This window comes from Tianweitania sp., from assembly GCF_032053605.1.
Taxonomy (GTDB): domain Bacteria; phylum Pseudomonadota; class Alphaproteobacteria; order Rhizobiales; family Rhizobiaceae; genus Tianweitania.
This window is the reverse complement of the sequence record NZ_DAMBUH010000024.1, coordinates 24,124-42,226: the sequence shown is the minus strand read 5'-3', so window position 1 is coordinate 42,226 and position 18,103 is coordinate 24,124. Positions and strand designations below refer to the sequence as shown.

The window sequence follows — 18,103 nt, the reverse complement described above, 5'->3', positions numbered from 1 at the left end:
GTTGAAGCGCATCGGGTGTGTAAGCCGACCGGTGGCTTCAAGGTCGTAATCCGGCCAAGTCTGGAGTTCCGTGGCCGTGTGCTGTGCAAAGAAGTCCGGTCCGGCTCGCTTGGTGGTCAGCTCCCAGAAGGTTGCTTTTGCTCCGTTTTCGCAGAATTCGGCCGGATGCGGATCTGCCGGTTTTGCCCAGGCGCAGCTGACGCACGCGAAGCCATCAGGCTTGTTCTGTTTGGCGAGAATGGCTGAGTTCTGAAGAACATGGCCTTCTTCCAGGGCATACTTGGTCAGAGACTGAACCGATCCCCATCCGCCAGCTGGTCCTTCATAGGGTTCATAATGGTCGCTGTCGTGCATGTGCTGTTCCTGGCAAGAAGGCTGGAACTGGCACAATCAGGCGGATACGGCTTGGTTCCCGGTCGCATTGTCGCTGCTGCCATCCGGGATCACAGGACGCGCACGGAGCTTGCATGCTAGCCAGCGCCGTGCGGGTAGTTCGATCCAGCGAAACACAAGGTAGGCCAGTGCCACCATGGCGATCACGACCACCAACGATGCCGTCCAGCGACCCAGAAGAGGGCTAAGACAATTGAGCGTGATGTAGCCGATGTTCTGGTGCAGCAGGTAAAGCGGGTAAGTGAGCCCTCCTATAGCGAGCAGCAAGGGAGTGGAGCGCACAGCACCGCCGAAGCGCACCGTCGCGATGAAAATGGCAAACAAAGCAAGGACGGCCGCGATCAACTCCGTGTCTTCCAGTGCAACACCATAATGCTCCACCATCCACTCTTGACCGCGGAACGATGTGGCGGTCGCAAGAAGCATGGCAGCGAACAACAAAACAAATGCGTAAAACGATGATCCCACTGTCCGGAGGCGATGCATGAGAATGCCGACGGCGAACCAACCTGAATATTCCGTGATGAGCAGCACACGCAGAGCGCTGCTGTTCAACACGAACTCGTTGATGGCCGAGATGAGCATCCAGCCTGCAACCAGGATCAGCAAGCGGCTTTTGATGAGGCCGGTCGCAATCCCCAGGGTCATCCAGCCGTAGAAGATCAGCTCCAGGACGATCGACCAATACACACCGTCAACGAAAGGCTGCCCAGCTGCCGGGGAGAAGATGAAGAGATTTGCCAGCCACTGTGCGGCTGAAACGGGAACGCGAGGGTCGGCAGCGGTGAATGCCACAAGGCACGTCAGACTCATGCAAACGGCGAAAGCGGGATAAATCCGCGCAAAGCGGAGCAGGGCAAAGGTCACGGCACCGCGTCCTTCCGCAGACCAGGCAATGACGAAGCCGCTAATCATGAAAAACAGGTTGACCCCGAGATAGCCGTACATCGCCATGCCGGCGACTTCCGGGTAGCCGACATCCAGGAAACCAGGAGCAGAGGAGCCACGAAAGAAGTAGTGGAAGGCAAGCACGCTTGAAGCGGCAACAAAGCGCAACGCGTCCAGTGCGGCGAGGCGGCCGTCGTGGTTAGGCAGTGATGCGCCGGGAGGAGTGCTCATGCAACTGCACTAGCCTTGATCGGCTGTCACGAACACACGCGGCAGGGAAAACCTTAAGAGAAGGTAAATGCCGTCGCGACCTTAAACGCTGCGCATCTACGTCCTTTCAGGGAAAAAGCAGAGCCTCATGTCCAATCATGATCATGGCAGTCGCCTGACATCACGGATCGTGGCCAGCCCCTTGTAGCCTTCTTTGCTTCCGACAGCCGCCATCGCATTGAACACCCGCTCCGCGTCGCCAAGGCGCTTGAGGTTGAGGTAGGCGTAACCGCGGATGGCCATGAGATCGACCCGCTCTGTCGCGATACGCGAGCGTTGGTCGAGGGCTAGAAGGGCCTCGTTGTAACGCTTCTGTTCATAGAAGCCGAGGGCGCGCTGGGTGAGGATGTCGACTTCCAGCTGATGTGAGCGCTTGGGATCTTGCGCAGCCTTGCTGGCAGACAAGGCCGCATCGTCCACCATGTTACGGCTTAGATAGGCGAGCGATTGGCCATAAGCGGCTTCACGCTGAACGGCGGCGTTTCCGGTTCGGATCGCCTGTTCGAAGGTCGCCGCGGCCTCCAGCGGGCGGTTCATTTCTGATAGGCACCAGGCACGAGCAAGAGCGGCTTGACCGGTCAGCTCGGTGTATTGGTCTGTCGTGGAACAATTGCGACCTTGAGGTGCACGCCCACCGCTTCGGGACCCAGCGTTTTGCCGTGGTTCGGCGCTTGCGACTGCTGCATTTCGGGTCCGGGTCGTGGTGTAAGCCTCTTGTATAGCCGCGCCGCGATTTGCGTCGTTGACGTCGGCGGGCGCCATGCGGTCAGACATAGCAATATTGGCTCCGGTGGGACCCTGAAGTGGCGCAGCGGAATAGGCTCCGGTCGCCGTCGCTGTTTGGGTTGCCGGGCCTGTATAAGCGGAGATCGTTGCTTGAGGGGCCGTTGTTGAGGCTGTCAACGGTGCGCTCGCCGGTCCGGTCAAAGGTGCGTCCGTTGGCGCAGGGATGCGCCGATTGGCTTGTGTCTGCTCAACCGGCTCGCCCAGATTCGCGATGCGTGTGGAATGCCCAGCCCACAGCCTCTGGATCTCTCGAACGCCGGCCTTGTCACCAAGCAGGTTGCGCGTCAGCACCAAGCCATAGGCGGATGGCTCGTCGTCCGGCTTCCACTGCAGCGCTGTCGTGAACCACTGAGCAGCCGTCTGATGCTGGTTGAGGTCGCGCGCATACCAGCCGAACTGCTGGGCCGCTGCGGGATCGCGGGTTTCGGCAGTTTCCTGTGCCATACGCGCCAGAATGGCAGGATCGATCGCAACGCGCGGCTCGCTCGCAAGGAAGTTGGCGGCGGCCGCCATGTAGACCTTGCGAATGTCGTCGTTCTCGTCGCGATACTTGTAGAGAATGTCTTCGGCTTCACCCGGCTTGTTCAAGGCGATCTTAGCCAATGCCAAGCCCTGCGAAGCCTCGGCGCTTTCTTCGCGATCACGCGATTTGCTGAACCAGAGTTCTGCATCCTGCGGCTGGTCACGGCGGATATAATACCAGCCAAGAAGGCGAGGGTCAGAGGCGTTGCCGGTATCCGGTTCGGCAACGGCCTTCACGGCATTGAGATCCGCTGGCGGCACAACAAGCTTAGGGTCCTGGCCCGCATTGGCGACGGTCTGGCGGGATAGAGCCAAGCGAGCTTCCTGGAACTCGCCCTTACCGTCTGGACCGGTACGTTCCGTTGCAAGCAGTTGATCCACCAAAGGCTTGGGCAGAAGTGGGATCGCCTTTTCCACAGTTGCCAGACGCTGTGCGGGATCAGTGCAGCTATCGAGCACGTATTTGTAGGCGTCGCGTGCGCGTTCCGGGCGCTCGGTTTTTGCAAAGGCTTCTGCCAGTCGCCAAAGCACGTCGACTTCAGCGCAGGTCAAGAGGCTCGGCGTTTCAGCCGCAGTGCGCACAACGGTTTCGTATTGCTTTAGATCGGATGCGTTGATCAGCCGTTCGCGCGCTTCGGCAACGCTTAAACGTTCGAGCATGTCCGCCGGCACCTGCCAGCTGGGATCCGCTGTCTGGCGGTCGGCGATCGCTTTGCGCATCTCGGCATATTTGCCCTGCGAATAGAGCTGCCACATAGCATCGAGTTGCGGATCGCCAACATTCGGCACGGCAAGCGGATCCGCTGGCGGGGTCCAGTCCGGATACAAAGCACGAAGGCGAGCAATTTCCGCATCGAGACGGCGCTGATCCCCCTGACGGGCGAAATAGCGCAGCGCACTCTCATCGATAGCGGGCCTGGCTGCAACTGCCGGGGCAGGCACAGCGGGAGCGGGTACACTGCCATTCGGAGACGTGTCAGCCTGTGCGAGCAAGATCGACTGATCTTCCGGCGCCTCGCTGGCATAGGCTGCAAAAAACGAGGTCGAGCGAACATGCTTGACCGGCAAGCCGGAGAGCCTGTCGCTTTTGCCTGGCGACGTCAGACCCAGGCGGTCGTCTTTATCGCTCTGCACTGCGGCTGGTGGGACTGAACCGGTTGAACGAAAATCCACCAGGGGTGCAGGCGCCGGTGGAAAGCTGATCTGAGGGGATTCTCGCATCGAGTCCCGCACTTGCAGCAAGGCTGTAGTGCTGAGGCTGGTGAGGATCGCAGTTGCGACGATCGCCGTTTTCACGCGCAGCCTCCAGGGATGTTCCTCAGATAAGACAAGGCAAGCAACTGCAGGGTGGACGGATAATAATCCGTCGGTGTGAAGCGCAGCAGATCCTGCGGCAGGGGCTTCTTGTCGACAACGCAAGCAACTAGAGACGGGATGATCCTGTATCCCGGGTCACTCAGCGTGGCGCTGACCGCGCCGCTCTTCAACTCCACCAGGGACAAGCCTGGCCCGCCAGCATCCGCCATGAACGGCCGCAGAAGGTTGCGATCGGTGATGCCTGCGCGCACCATGTAAAGCGGAATGCGGATGGCGTTGTAGCTGAATTCCGCAGGAAAGCCTTCTGCGGGCACTGGGCTCTGTTTGATTGAGACCCACTCTGCAGGCAGCTGGCGATCACCGAACCGAGCCGTTTGCACCAGGGCCTGGCCAGACCGCGATAAGGCCTTCCAGTCTGTCGCCTTGTCGCGTGTTGCAAAGCGCGTCATGGCTTCGAACACCCAATAGGAAGGATTGACGACCGGGCCATCCTCGCGCTCGGTGCTTTTGAAGCCGGTCACACCGGGCAGCAGCGTGATGCTTCCTCCTGGCGTACCCACCACGACATGCTTGCCGATCGCAGCGATCATCGACTGCGCTGCACTCGTCAGATCCGGCCGCTGCCAGGTTTCTCCGGCAAGAGACAGCGCATAGGCGATCAGGATATCGCCGTCGCTGGCATTGTTGGCATCGGTAACGTGAGGCGTCTTGTTGGGGTCCCAGCGCCAGACCGCCAATCCGTCATCGCGAAGCAGCAACTCGGTCTTGGTGAAGGTCCAAATCTGGTCGAAATCCGCAACGCTGTTGGCGAGAAACGCCAGAATGAGACCGTAGCCTTGGCCTTCCGAATGGCTGATGTTGCCATTGGCCGTGTCGATGATGCGACCGCTCGGATCGAGGAACTTCGCCTTGTAGGCGGTCCAGTCCTCGACGCTGATAGTCCCTGCTGTGGCGGTCGCCGTTTGGGTTTGGGCCTGGGCAGGCACGGCAAGTCCAATCATCAGGGCGAGGGCGGAAGCCGCGAGCAAACGGAGGGTCATTGGCGCCTTCCTAAGTTCTTCAGGAGAGTCGCCGTGGCGATCCCCAAGAGCATGCACATGACAGACAAACCAGCGGCGTAGGACAGCACGTTGCCTGACAGCCAATTGGCTATGATGAGACGATAATTGGCGACCGAGAAAGGTTGCGTTTCGCGAAACTCGAAGGTGCTGACATCGCGCGTCGAGGTGATATCGCCGGTGGCGTTGTAGAGCGTCATCTCACCGCCCACCTTGTTCCACTGATCGGTGTGAACGAGACCATCCGCGCCTTGCCACAATGCGTCAGCCGTTGGTGCGGTCACCATCGTCCAAATGTGGCGCTCGTCGGGGCCGGGGCGCTGGGCGACCACGAGCGACGCATCTGCTGGCGGGGTGAGCGGTTCTGCCATGCGCGGCGTCAGGCGCAGCGTGTCGAGCGAAATGTCGAACTTGCTGTTCAGCCATTCGCTGAAGCTGCTGACTTGCCCGCGCCAACCAGCGCCGGAAAGTTGGTCCCGCCACTTGTCAAAGGTAGCCGTGGTCTGGCCGGCATTTCGGTTGTCGGTCGGAAGATTGGTTTCCTGACCCCAACTCACGCGGCTGTCCGCCGTCAAACCAACCTGCGTCAGCACTTCTGGGTCGAACCGACCGATCGGACCGAAGAACATGGCGTCCCGTTCGCCGATCGCCTGGACCGATATGACCGGCTCGATCGCAAAGGGTCGCCCGGCGGCAAGCGACATTCGGGCCAGTAGGGTCGCCGCTGTCGAAAGCGAGCCGACCTCACTCTTGTCGACCATCACAGGGATCGGCGCAGTCGAGCGGTTGTATGGAAAGCCGGTTCCGGCCGTGCGCGCGAGGTTGGGTAATTGGGCCATGCGGGCAAAGCGAGGCATCTCGAAAGCCGACGTATCGAACAGCACGAAGCGCGAGTCGGTTTGACCCGATGCGCCCGGCGCGCAGACTGCGTCCTTTGCAGTCATAAGCACGGCTTCAAGGGCAATCGTGTTTGTGCCTGGCCGGAAGTGGCGCATCGTTACCGGAACGGGCAGCTTGCGCAAAATGGCGCCGCCGGCGTTGGTGATCGGCACGGTCGCGGCAATATTGCCGTTGACATAAACGTCGATGTGGCTGCCCGGCTGAACCTCAGCGGAATAAGCGGCGTCCAGAAGCAGGCGTGCTTGACCGTAGTCGTTGGCGTAGAAATCGGACGGAATGCCGATCAGAAAGTCGGTACGAAAGCGACGACCGGCAAACTCCTCGGTTCGCAACCCAAGCTGAGCGAATGATTGCTGGCCAGCCTCGAAAAAGATCGGTGCATCGGGGTAGTGCCACGCTTCCGTCGAGAGGTTTGTCCGCGTGCTATCCAAAGGCCGATCCGCCGGAGCGATGACGCTTTCTACCGAGGAAGCAATCGACTGCCAGGTCGGACCGGTCACCACCATCGTGCTCGGGCCGGTTCGCTGATCGTCAACAAAGGTGATCGTCGGCGAAACGGTTGCGCCATCCGGTACGGTTTGGAGGACTTTCGAAATCTCGGCAGGCAGGCCGACCACGATGTTGAGTGCGCCTTCCGCCAGATTGGCCTGCGGCTCCCGCGACACGGAAATGCGCTGGTTCGGCATGTTGGCGAAAACAGCCAGGCCCTGCGACAATCGAAGGACAGGCCCTGTGGCGGCAGGACTGTCTATGCCGGGCGCGATGATGTTGAAACGCGTGCTGCCTTCTTCATCGACACCGATCGTCGCAACATCCTCGAAATTCGTGATTCGGCGCGACGCATTCTGCCCAAAAGTCAGGAACGTACGCTCGGGCGCAATCTCAGACCATAGTTCATAGGTCGACTGGATGGTGCAGTCGGTTCGATGGCGCTGTGAGACTTCGAACGAGATGAGGTTCTTGCCCGCCCGCATCACATCCTGCGGCAGGTTGACGGTGACGTCGCTGACACCCTCAGACGATTGAACCGGCTGGTCCAGAACAGTGATCCCGTTCATCACGACCTTTAGTCGCGACAACTCTGGCGCAATCACAAGAGCGTTCTGGTAGCCGAGGTGAAACTGGGTGGCGGTGCGTGCTTCATCCGCCGTGAGTTGAACAGTCCATTGCTGACGTGCGATTTCGCCGTTGAGCGACATCTTATCGCTAGGAATAAGGAAGCGCCGAAGGCTGCCGCTGGGGGGCTGCGTCGATGGCGAAGACACCATGGATGCGGAAGGCAGAGCTGTCGTCGACGTTGCTGGCGCGCTCGATCGTGGATGCGCGAGCGGAACGGCGGCGGGTGTTGCTGGTGGCGTCGGCGTCGTTGCAGGCGGAGCAACTGGAGGCTGCGTCGGCACGACAGGTGCAGTCGGCGCTGTCGGGGCTTGCGGCTCATCCTTCCGCTCCGTCGACATGTCGAACGGAACCGACTGGCCGGAAGCCAGCACAGTCGTGACCAAGAGTGACGTGAGAATGGTGGCCGTGCGCTTCATCTGGCGGCCTTTACAGCAGGCTTGGCCGGACGAGCTGAGCGCGCCAGATACACCAACCCGCGATAGGTCTGGAACAAGGCCAGGCCGAAGAAGCGAACGCTGCCTTTCAGCAGGCCCGGGTTGCCGCGGCGCGACAATTGGAACTGCGTCCACTGGCTGGAATCCGCGAACACCAGATCAGAGATGAGCTTCTGGTGCAGCGGCTCCTGCGGTGCGAACAGGCAGCCGATCGCCGTGGTCTCGCCGAGCGTTTGCACATTGCGAATGTTCATCGGGAGGATATGCGGCTGCTGGTCGAAATAGGTCTTGAAGCGAACGCCGGAGAGATCGTTGACCTTGGCTGCGGATGCCTCGTGGCCGTAGAGCACGATGCGCACGCCATAAACCGATACGTCCTCGATCGTGCCGGGCAGCCAGTTGTCGCCGAACTGGAATTCGCAGCGACGGCTCACCTTGATGCGGCGGGTAATCTGACGCTCGCCGCGTTCCGACACTACGCCGAGTGCGGCGCCTGCCATGATCAGGTTCAGCAAGTTCCAGCCGCCCACGACGAGCGTCACGTCCGCCTTAAAGGGCTCGGTGTAAACGCGGTAGATCGTGACGAAGACCGCCACAACAAGAACGGCGAAGACGATGAAGAAGGGTGTCGAGATTTCTGACAAGCGGCTGGTCGAGATGGACTCATCCTTGGCCGTAACCTTGAAGGTCGGCTTGCTCGGATGGAGAATGACGGAAATGACGGCCGGCAGGAGATGCACGGTCTGCACATACTCGTAGAGTTCGGAAATCCAGGGCCAGCGGAAGGCGCCATAAAGGTAGTTCTGCATGATCAGGTTCACGACCATGTAGGTCAGCGTATAGGCCATGAACTCGCCGCCCGAGGCGGTGAAGATTTCGAGATCAAAGAACAGGTAGAACAAGGGCGCGACCAGGAAGATCGCGCGCGGGAACGGAAACAGCCAAAACAGCGTCGACGACATGTAGCAAAGGCGCTGGGGCAGCGAGAGCCCACGCTTCAAGGGCGGAAAGCGATAACGCAGGATCTGCATCATGCCTTGAGCCCAGCGGCTGCGCTGCCCGATGAAGCTCGCAAAGGTGGCAGGCTGCAGACCGGCGATCAACGGCTTGTCGATATAGATCGACTTCCAGCCTTTGCCGTGCAGCGCAAGGGCCGTCTCGCAGTCTTCGGTGATCGAAATACCACTGAAGCCGTCGGTTTCAGCGAGCGCCTTGCGTGACAGTACGGCGGCAGAACCGCAGAAGAACGATGCGTTCCACTTGTCGAGGCCGCGTTGAATGATGCCGTAGAACATCTCGTTCTCGGACGGCATTTTCTCGAAGGTCTGGAGGTTGCGCTCCAGCGGATCGGGATTGAGGAAGAAGTGCGGCGTTTGAACGAGGAACAGCTTGTCCTCTTCGGCGAAGTAACCCACCGTTTCCAGAAGGAAGTCGCGGGCAGGGGCGTGATCGGCATCGAAGACGGCAATCAGATCGCCGGTCGAATGCTCCAGCGCGTTGTTGAGGTTGCCGGCCTTGGCATGCTCGTTTCGCTCGCGGGTGATATAAGTCGCACCGAGATCTTCCGCCAGCTTCTTGAGCTCGACATAGCGGGCTTCGGCCGCATGCGCGTCGGTGATTTTGGCCGAGTTGCGCTTCTGCACCGAGCCGCCGTCATCAAGCAGCCAGACTTTGAACTTATCGGCCGGATAGTCCATCGAGACGGACGCGGCGATCGTCTTCGCCAAGAGGTCGGAGTCTTCGTTGTAGGTCGGAATAAAGACGTCCACGGTTGGCAGATCGTCCCATTTCTCGCGCTGCTCCTTTGCCCGCGACGGCTTTGCAGGCAGCGGCAGAGCAACCACGAAAAGGCTGATCGCCAGCATCATCACGCTGTACATTTCCGCGAGATACAGCAGCAGACCGGGAATGAAATCTTCGAGCTGGTTGACCGGCGGCAAGGTGCTGGTGGTGCGCCAGTAGACATAGCGCATGACGATCGCCGTACCGAAAGCCAGCGAGATCAGGCGCCAGATGCCTTCCGCGCTGATCGACTTCAGGATCATCATCACGGACAGCACGAACAAGCCGGCGATAAGCTGCGTCCGCAAGCTGATCGGCAGCGTAACGAGCGCGATCACGGCTACCGACATGGCGGCCCAGAATGCTACGATGACGAGCTTGCGCATCAGCGCTTGTTTCCCTTTAGCAGTGCTTGGAACAAGGCAACGAACCGCTCGATCGTGCTTGTCTGCATAAATACCTCAAAGGCATGAGGGTTAATGCGTCGTGAACTTTCGTTAACCTCGGTCGAAAACCTCCATGACCGTGTATAAATCCTTGCCGTACCACGAGAATTCGCAGCCGCCCTGCGATGCATCCGGTGTTCCAGATCAACGCGCGGCATTGCGGCGTTAGCGGTTTTCGGGGGGCGGAGGCACAGCTCCGAACCCGCTTGAAGCAGATGGCGACGCGATCGGCACGGCAGATCGCGGCGTGGACTGTGCGGGCCTGGATGCAGCCGGCACTGTCGGCAGGAGTGTGGACACCGAACGTATAGGGGCGGTGTTCGAAGCAGCTGGTGAGCTTGGCGTTACAGCGGCAGAACTGGTTCTAACCGCAGCGGGTGGCGGCGGAACGGCGGGTCCAACAGGTTGCGGGAGCTCGACTGGGGCCGCTACGGCAGGTGCTACCGTTCGTGTCCGACGCGGTGTCCGAACAACAGGTGCGGCTGGCGCCGGCGGCAGGACCGGCTCTAGCTGTCCCATTGCAGTCGGGTAAACATCGGGACCAGGCGAGCCCAAGCCCTCAGGAACCGCTGCTGGCTGACCATAGGGGTTCCAGCCCGCCGCATCCACGAACACATTGGCCGTGTAACCATACATGACAGCCAACAGCTGCGCTTCGGTGGCGCCTGTCTCGCAGAGCCGCAGTCGAATATCGATCGACCCGCGGTCGTTCCATGTGAACTGGCGCGAGCGAATGTTCTGGAACCCATACAGACATGTCTCGCGGCCCTTCCGGCCAACCGCATAGCCGAAGGCGCCATAGCGGTTCTGAACATAGAAGGGCGCGCGCTGGAGGGGCATGCCAGGCACAACACGCCGCACTTCGCTGTCTATGTTGCGCAATGGCTGGAACTGCTCGGGCATGGCCGTCTGGCCTTCGGCAACCGCTTTGATCGGCCCATAAAGACGAACGCGAAACCCGTTCTGCACCGGCAAACTTGAATTTGTCGCGAGCGCAATATCTTGCTGGATACCGTTTGTGTAAGTGCGCTCGGTGACCGCTACAACTGCAGGTCCACCCGGAGGCGGCAAGATGTAGGCGGAGCTGTTTGCGACGGTGCGTTCGCTCGACGAAGTTCCAACCTGCATCGTCCGCGTGCAGCCGGCCGTCGCGAAAACCGCTCCGGCTGCCAGGAATATCAGCCCTAATCGGCCCGCGGTGGTCGAGTTGCTGCGCTTCATGGCCGATTTTCATAGAAGATTCGGCAAGGAGCATGAAGGGTAGCCGGATCAAACTATCCAGACCGGCGCAAGTTTCGCGTCAGGCTTTGGCGCAGGCTTTAAGTGTTTATTGTAGCTCGCAAATCTACTGACACGTCATCGGCCGGATGCGAGCCTCAGATGCAGCGGCCGCCGTCGACTTCCATGGCTACGCCCGTGATCATGCTGGCCTCGTCCGAGCACAGGAATGCAGCTGCGTTGCCCATGTCCTCCGGCGTCGAGAAGCGGCCGATTGGGATTGTTGACAGGAACTTGGCACGGGTGTCCGGCGTGTCTTCGCCCATGAAGGTCTTGAGCAGCGGTGTATCCCCAGCCACAGGGTTGATGGCGTTGACCCGAATGCCGAAGGGCGCAAGCTCGACCGCCATGCCGCGTGTGGCGGTGATGGCCCAGCCCTTCGATGCATTGTACCAGGTCAGGTTCGGACGGGGGCTGACGCCACCGGTCGAGGCGACATTCAGGATCGCGCCATATTTTTGCGCCTTGAACAGCGGCACCACGGCCTTGGCGCCGAAGTAGATCGCCTTCATGTTTACGGCTGCGACCCGGTCGAAGACATCCTCTTCAACGGACTCGAGTGGCTGGGGCAGGTGGCCGACGCCGGCATTGTTGACGAGGATATGGATGCCGCCGAACGCCGATTTTGTAGCTTCGACGATAGACTCGAACCCGCCTTGTGAGGCAACATCAGCTTCGAAGGCTTTCGCCTGCTCGCCGATGGACTCGGCGACGCTTGTGGCACCTTCGAGATTGCGATCCGCGATCAGCACCCTGGCGCCTTCCGCTACAAACTTGCGCACGATGCCTTCGCCGAAGCCCGATCCGCCGCCCGTGACGATGGCAATCTTGTCTTGAAGACGCATGAGGTTGCTCCCTGCTCTATGCCGATGGTAGTTGATGGCTTAAAGTGCGCATGGCGCTTTCTTGTCAACCGGCAGCCACGACTCAGGCAATTGCCTTGTTGCTGCCGCATTTCGTTAATGCAGTACTAAGGGTTGGTTGTGCACAACAACAGTGAAGGCGAAAGCTCAGGGACGGGCGCCGCTGAACCACGATCCGGGTGTATGCCGGTATGAGTAGTGTGTACGTGGGGACAAACAGGATGCGAGTGGCTTCCGTAAACGGAGTTCGACGTATCACGGGCGTAGTTGCAGTTTCGATGCTGGCCGTTCTGGTCGCATCCTGCGCAAGCCAGCAGAAGACGTCTTCCTCCAAGAAGACGCGGTCCAAGGAATATTTCGCGGAGTCCGTTTATGGCGTGAAGGCGAGCCCTCGCGTCAGCAATTTGCGCACCAAGCTGCCGCGCGGCGGCGGTCGCGATCAGACCGGCAAGCCCTACATGGTAAAGGGTCGCTGGTATTATCCCAAGGAAGAAAAAGGCTACTCCAAGACTGGCGAAGCCTCTTGGTATGGCTCGGCTTTTCACGGTCGTTTGACCGCCAACGGCGAAATCTACGACATGACGCATCTCACAGCCGCGCATCCCACGATGCCGCTGCCGAGCTATGCTCGCGTCACAAATACGAAGAACGGCAACTCCGTCATCGTGCGCGTCAACGATCGTGGCCCCTACGAGAAGGGTCGTGTGATCGATCTGTCGCAGAAGGCTGCGGAGATGCTCGATTACGCCCACACCGGCATGGCCGCTGTGAAGGTGGATTATGTCGGTCGCGCCCCGCTCGACGGCAAGGACGACAGCTTCCTCATGGCGTCGTATCGCCCTGGCCGTGGCGCGCTGGATCCAAGCGATGGCATGCCGACCGGCGTTATGGTCGCCATGAATGGCGCGACGCCGAGCAGCTCTTCTTCAAGCGCTTCGACGGTGGCTTACCCGAATGGTGGTTTAGCTGCCTTCGGCGCGGTATCGGTCGCATCCGTGGTTCTGCCGGATTATGGTCCGATGGCGCCGGATCGGCCCAGCGCGTTCCAGGTTGCCGGTACAACGATGCCGGTGCTTGGTTACGCCGAGCAGCGTTCCGCCAAGGCAGCCGCCGCCTTCTCCGCACTGGAAGGCAAGGCGCCCGTTGCCGCTGCCGTCGCACAGCAGTGGAAGCAGGCACTCGATGGCTTGAACGAGTATGTCGCGGTCGGCACTTATGCCACGCAGGCAGAAGCGCTCGAGCAGTCGGCAGCCCTGTCTTCCTTCGGCAAGATCGGCTTCGAAACGTCTGACGCTGGCGTTGCACTCACGCTGCGCCCGGATGGCCGCGCCACCATCGACGACCTGTTGCAGGCTGCCTGGGACAATGGCGCGTCTGATGCGTTCGTGATCCACGACTGACAAGTCGTTTACCTCCGTCTGCTAGGACACAGGAGGACAAACCTCCTTGAAGGGCAGACGAGGATGGCAGTGTTGACCCAAAGACGTCGCGGCAGCCTGGTTGCTCTGAGCCTGGCACTCGCACTGCTTACGCCGACGGCATGGGCGCAAGGCGATGGTCCAAAGCCGTTTGAGACGAAGGCGCCGCAAGCCTATCTCATGGAAGCGAAAACTGGCACGGTCCTGTTTTCCAAGCAGCCGGAAACGCTGATCGCACCGGCGGCCCTTGCCAAACTCATGACCATGGAAGTCGTGTTCGACGCGCTGAAGACAAGCCGCGTCAAGCTCGACGACATTTATACGGTCAGCGAAAACGCCTGGCGCAAAGGCGGCGCTCCGTCACGCGGCTCCACCATGTTCGCCGCACTTAAGTCGAAGATCACGCTGAACGACCTCATCCAGGGCGCGATCGTTCAGTCCGCCAACGACGCCTGCATCATCATCGCCGAAGGCATGGCCGGGTCGGAAGAAAAGTTCGCCGAGCTGATGAACCAGCGCGCGCGTGCGATCGGGCTCAAGCAGTCGGTCTTCAAGAACGCCACCGGCCTGCCGGCCGAAGGGCAGGTGGTCAGCCTCAGCGAACTTGCATTTCTCGGTCGTCACATCTGGCAGACTTACCCTGAATTCTACCGCATCTTTGCGCAGCCGGAATTCACCTGGAACAAGATCACCCAGCGCAATCGCAACCCGCTGCTTTCTTACGGGATCGGCGCGGACGGCCTGGGCACCGGCTATACGGAAGCCAGCGGATACGCGATCCTTGGTTCGGCTGAGCAGAATGGCCGCCGCTTGTTTGCGGCCATGAGCGGCATGACGAGCGAAGCAGAGCGCGCGCAAGAAGCGCGCAAGCTGCTGGATTACGGATTGAACGGCTTCGAAGATGCGCACCTGTTCGATGCCGGCGCCATCATCGGCACGGCACGTGTTTACGGTGGCATGAAGCAGGAGGTGCCGCTTAAGGCACTCGATCCGGTCGAGGTGTTCGTGCCGCTAACCGACAAGGATCTCGTGAAGGTGCACCTCGTCTATGACGGGCCATTGCGCGCACCCATTGCCTCGGATCAGCCGATCGGTTCGCTCCAGGTCTGGATCGGCGACAATCTCGCAAAAAGCTTTCAGTTGGCTGCAGCCGAGGATGTGGCACTCGGCTCGCTCAGCAGCCGCGCAGCGGATGCCGCTCATGAGCTTGCCTTTGGATGGCTACGCTAGATCCAATCACCCGCGGCTGGATATGCTCCGGCGTATAGCTTAGATGTCCGGCAGGCGGATTGGCTGCCAGGACGGCATCTTTGGCAAACGGGTTTTTCATCACATTTGAAGGCGGCGAGGGGGCAGGCAAGTCCACTCAAATTCGCCGCTTTGCCCAGCGGCTGGAAGCGGCCGGCTGCGAGGTCGTGGTTACGCGTGAACCCGGCGGCTCACCCGGTGCCGAGGCGGTCCGCCATGTGCTTTTGTCAGGCGCTGCCGAGCCGTTCGGGCCGAAGACCGAGGCGATCCTGTTTTCTGCCGCGCGTGCCGATCACGTCGATACGGTCATCCGTCCGGCGGTTCAGGCGGGTAAGGTCGTGCTCTGCGACCGCTACATGGATTCGTCGCGCGTTTACCAGGGCGTCACCGGCAACCTCGATCCGGCCTTCATGCAAGGGCTGGAAGCCCTGGCAATTGACGGCATGCTGCCTGATCTCACACTCATCCTGGATATCGATCCGCGCCTTGGCCTCACGCGCGCCAATCAGCGCCGGGGCAGCGATGTGGCCGATCGCTTCGAGAAGGAAACGCTGGCGATCCACCGCGCCCGTCGTGACGCCTTTCTGGCTATTGCCCGCGCAGAACCCGACCGGTGCGCTGTGGTCAATGCCTCGCACGATGTCGAGCGGACCGCGCAAGGCATCTGGCAGGCCGTGAAGGAACGTCTCCCGGAGCTTGCACAAGCCGACAAGGTGGGCGGCGGCGATGTATGAACGCCTCGCACCCCTGACGCACGACTCGCTCGACGACATTCCGGAGCCATCTGAGACTTTACGCCTCGTCGGACATCATGAAGCGCGCGAAATGCTGCGCTCCGCCCATGCTGCGAGCAAGCTCCACCACGCCATGCTGCTGTCCGGTCCGCAGGGTATCGGCAAGGCTACGCTCGCCTTTCAGTTCGCAGCTCAGCTGCTGGGTGAGGGCATGCCCGGCGGCTTCGATCCCCGCGATCCTGCTGGTGCCCTTTACCGCCAGATCGCCAGCGGCGCGCATCCCGGCGTCCTTCATCTTAGCCGCCCTTACGACGACAAGACGAAGAAATTTCGCACTGTTATCACAGCAGATGAGATCCGCCGCGTCAGTCGATTTCTGTCTCTGCGAACGCATGATGGCGGCTATCGCGTCGTGATCGTCGATCCTGCTGACGACATGAATCGCAGTGCGGCCAATGCCTTGCTGAAGAATTTGGAAGAACCACCTTCAAAGGTACTGTTCATCCTGATCTCGCATTTGCCCGGTCGGCTTCTGCCTACCATCCGCTCGCGCGCGCAGGTCATAAAGTTTCACCCGCTGAGCGCAGACGAGCTGTTCGAAGCGATGGGCTCGTTCGCAGCCGCGCTACCGAACACGGCTGAGGAACGTGCTGAACTCGCACGACGTGCCGGCGGCAGCCTAAGGGCAGCGATCCTTCTAACGCTTCATGGCGGGCTCGAGATCGCGCAGGCGACCGACCAGCTGATTTCTGGCCGCTTGGATGATGTTGCGGCTGCCTACAAGCTGGCGGATGCTGTCACCGGCCGTGAAGCCGGCATGCAGTTTCAGCTGTTCAATGCCTATGCGTTGCAAAGGCTGTCGGAAGCGGCAACGACGCTCGGGCGCGACGGTCATACGGCAGCCGCTGCGCGGGTCGCCGATGCCTGGAACGATGCCACACGACGCATCGGGGAAGCGGAAGCCTACAACCTCGACAAGAAGCAGCATGTGATGTCCATGCTTCAAACGCTTCGCGAGCAGCTTGCAGCCTAAGCATCTGGCCATCCGGGCAGGGATGGTCTAGGAGGCAAGCTTTCCCAATTGGCCGCTCCCGCATGTCCGAAAAATACTACATCACGACCGCGATCTCTTATCCCAATGGCAAACCGCATATCGGCCACGCCTATGAACTGATCGCCTGTGATGCGATGGCTCGCTTTCAGCGCAAGGATGGCAAGGACGTCCTGTTCCTGACGGGCACCGATGAGCACGGCATCAAAATGCTGCAGACCGCGCGCAAGGAGGGCATCCCCGTGCGCGAGCTGGCGGATCGCAACACCGCCGAATTCCAGCGCATGGCTGCATCTCTGAACGCATCCAACGACGACTTCATCCGCACCACGGAAGAGCGTCACAAGATCGCTTCGCAGGCGATCTGGAAAGCCATGGAAGCCAACGGGGACATCTACAAGGGTGGCTATGCCGGCTGGTATTCCGTGCGCGACGAAGCCTTTTACGGTGAGGAAGAAACCGAAGTTCGTGCAGACGACGTCCGCTACGGCTCGCAGGGTACGCCGGTGGAGTGGATCGAAGAGGAAAGCTACTTCTTCCGTTTGTCGGCCTATCAGGACCGGCTGCTCGCCCTCTACGAGTCTAAACCGGGCTTCATCGCGCCGACCGAACGTCGCAACGAGATCGTAAGCTTTGTGCGCTCCGGCCTCAAGGATCTGTCGATTTCGCGCACGACCTTCGACTGGGGCGTCCCTGTTCCTGGCGACGAGAAACACGTGATGTATGTCTGGGTCGATGCACTGACCAACTACATTACGGCGGCCGGCTTCCCAGATGTGAATGCTCCACGCTGGAAATATTGGCCGGCCGACGCGCATGTCATCGGCAAGGACATCACACGCTTCCATGCGGTCTACTGGCCAGCCTTCCTGATGTCGGCCGGCATCGAACTCCCGAAGCGCGTATTCGGCCACGGTTTCGTGTTGAACAAGGGAGAAAAGATGTCGAAGTCCGTTGGCAACGTCCTCGATCCGATGGCGCTTGTTGATCACTACGGGCTTGATCGTCTGCGCTACTTCCTGTTGCGCGAAGTGCCGTTTGGCCAGGATGGCAACTATAGCCATGAAGCCATCGTCAACCGCACCAATGCGGATCTCGCCAACGACCTTGGCAATCTCGCACAGCGCTCGCTGTCCATGATCGCCAAGAATTGCGAGGGCAGGGTGCCGTCGTCGGCGGCGACGAACGACATCGATCGTGCGATCCTGGCGCAGGCCGATGCAGCTCTCGCGACGGCTCGGACAACGATGGCTGAGCAGGCCACGCATCATGCGCTCGCTGCGATCTTCGCCGTCGTGTCGGAAGCCAACCGCTACTTCGCGGCCCAGGAGCCTTGGGCGCTGAAGAAGACCGATCCGGCCCGCATGGAAGCCGTGCTTTATACCACGGCGGAGGTCATCCGGCGGATCGCCATTCTTTGCACGCCGTTCATCCCGGCTTCGGCCGACAAGCTGCTCGATCAATTGGACGTGCCGGCCGACAAGCGCAGCTTTGCTGATCTCGGCGACGTCGGCGCGCTGAAGGCCGGTGCGAGCCTGCCGGCTCCACAGGGCGTGTTCCCGCGCTACGTCGAAAGTGAGACCGGGCAGGCCTGAT

Annotated in this window: 13 protein-coding genes and 1 pseudogene; 6 read left to right on the top strand and 8 right to left on the bottom strand. The window is 60.5% G+C overall.

The features are described 5' to 3' along the window. From RTX98_RS08260 to bcsN, 7 genes and pseudogenes are all read right to left on the bottom strand, one after another. Positions 1–354 (bottom strand): annotated as a pseudogene (locus tag RTX98_RS08260) (formate dehydrogenase); the annotation flags it as partial. Between the two features lie 36 nt (positions 355–390). Then, on the bottom strand, positions 391–1,512 hold the full coding sequence (locus RTX98_RS08255; RefSeq protein ID WP_312795892.1) for an acyltransferase: 1,122 nt from the start codon (positions 1,510–1,512) through the stop codon (positions 391–393). Between the two features lie 141 nt (positions 1,513–1,653). Then, complete coding sequence (locus RTX98_RS08250; protein WP_312795891.1) at positions 1,654–4,155, bottom strand: cellulose synthase; 2,502 nt, start codon at positions 4,153–4,155, stop codon at positions 1,654–1,656. Then, positions 4,152–5,216: a glycosyl hydrolase family 8 gene (locus tag RTX98_RS08245; protein ID WP_312795890.1), complete on the bottom strand. Its 1,065-nt coding sequence runs from the start codon at positions 5,214–5,216 to the stop codon at positions 4,152–4,154. The genes RTX98_RS08250 and RTX98_RS08245 overlap by 4 nt, the downstream gene beginning before the upstream one ends. Then, positions 5,213–7,402, bottom strand: coding sequence for a cellulose biosynthesis cyclic di-GMP-binding regulatory protein BcsB (locus RTX98_RS08240; RefSeq protein WP_312795900.1), 2,190 nt, complete (start codon positions 7,400–7,402; stop codon positions 5,213–5,215). Before RTX98_RS08240 ends, RTX98_RS08245 begins: the two co-directional genes overlap by 4 nt. Positions 7,403–7,665: 263 nt before the next feature. Then, a complete protein-coding gene (gene bcsA, locus RTX98_RS08235) occupies positions 7,666–9,855 on the bottom strand; it encodes a UDP-forming cellulose synthase catalytic subunit (protein ID WP_312795889.1) in 2,190 nt (729 codons plus the stop codon). A 225-nt stretch (positions 9,856–10,080) separates the two neighbouring features. After that, positions 10,081–11,043 carry a cellulose biosynthesis protein BcsN gene (gene bcsN, locus RTX98_RS20790; RefSeq protein WP_416223085.1) on the bottom strand — a complete coding sequence of 321 codons (963 nt, stop codon included), beginning with the start codon at positions 11,041–11,043 and terminating at the stop codon, positions 10,081–10,083. On the opposite strand from bcsN, the gene RTX98_RS08230 reads away from it, so the two are divergent. Beyond that, positions 11,012–11,179: a hypothetical protein gene (locus tag RTX98_RS08230; RefSeq protein WP_312795887.1), complete on the top strand. Its 168-nt coding sequence runs from the start codon at positions 11,012–11,014 to the stop codon at positions 11,177–11,179. The genes bcsN and RTX98_RS08230 overlap by 32 nt on opposite strands. A gap of 112 nt (positions 11,180–11,291) precedes the next feature. Here RTX98_RS08230 and RTX98_RS08225 read toward each other — a convergent pair whose 3' ends face one another. Continuing rightward, positions 11,292–12,038, bottom strand: coding sequence for a glucose 1-dehydrogenase (locus RTX98_RS08225; RefSeq protein WP_312795885.1), 747 nt, complete (start codon positions 12,036–12,038; stop codon positions 11,292–11,294). Positions 12,039–12,334: 296 nt separating this feature from the next. Between RTX98_RS08225 and RTX98_RS08220 the strand changes: the two genes are divergently transcribed. The 5 genes from RTX98_RS08220 (at position 12,335) to metG (ending at position 18,102) form a co-directional block, all read left to right on the top strand. After that, positions 12,335–13,456: a septal ring lytic transglycosylase RlpA family protein gene (locus RTX98_RS08220; protein WP_312795884.1), complete on the top strand. Its 1,122-nt coding sequence runs from the start codon at positions 12,335–12,337 to the stop codon at positions 13,454–13,456. Positions 13,457–13,519: 63 nt separating this feature from the next. Then, complete coding sequence (locus RTX98_RS08215) at positions 13,520–14,704, top strand: D-alanyl-D-alanine carboxypeptidase family protein (RefSeq protein WP_416223084.1); 1,185 nt, start codon at positions 13,520–13,522, stop codon at positions 14,702–14,704. An 80-nt stretch (positions 14,705–14,784) separates the two neighbouring features. Beyond that, positions 14,785–15,456 carry a dTMP kinase gene (gene tmk, locus RTX98_RS08210; RefSeq protein WP_312795880.1) on the top strand — a complete coding sequence of 224 codons (672 nt, stop codon included), beginning with the start codon at positions 14,785–14,787 and terminating at the stop codon, positions 15,454–15,456. After that, positions 15,449–16,489: a DNA polymerase III subunit delta' gene (locus tag RTX98_RS08205; RefSeq protein WP_312795878.1), complete on the top strand. Its 1,041-nt coding sequence runs from the start codon at positions 15,449–15,451 to the stop codon at positions 16,487–16,489. The genes tmk and RTX98_RS08205 overlap by 8 nt, the downstream gene beginning before the upstream one ends. A 2-nt stretch (positions 16,490–16,491) precedes the next feature. Next, positions 16,492–18,102, top strand: a complete 1,611-nt coding sequence (gene metG, locus RTX98_RS08200; RefSeq protein ID WP_312795898.1) for a methionine--tRNA ligase — start codon at positions 16,492–16,494, stop codon at positions 18,100–18,102. Position 18,103: the final 1 nt, after the last annotated feature.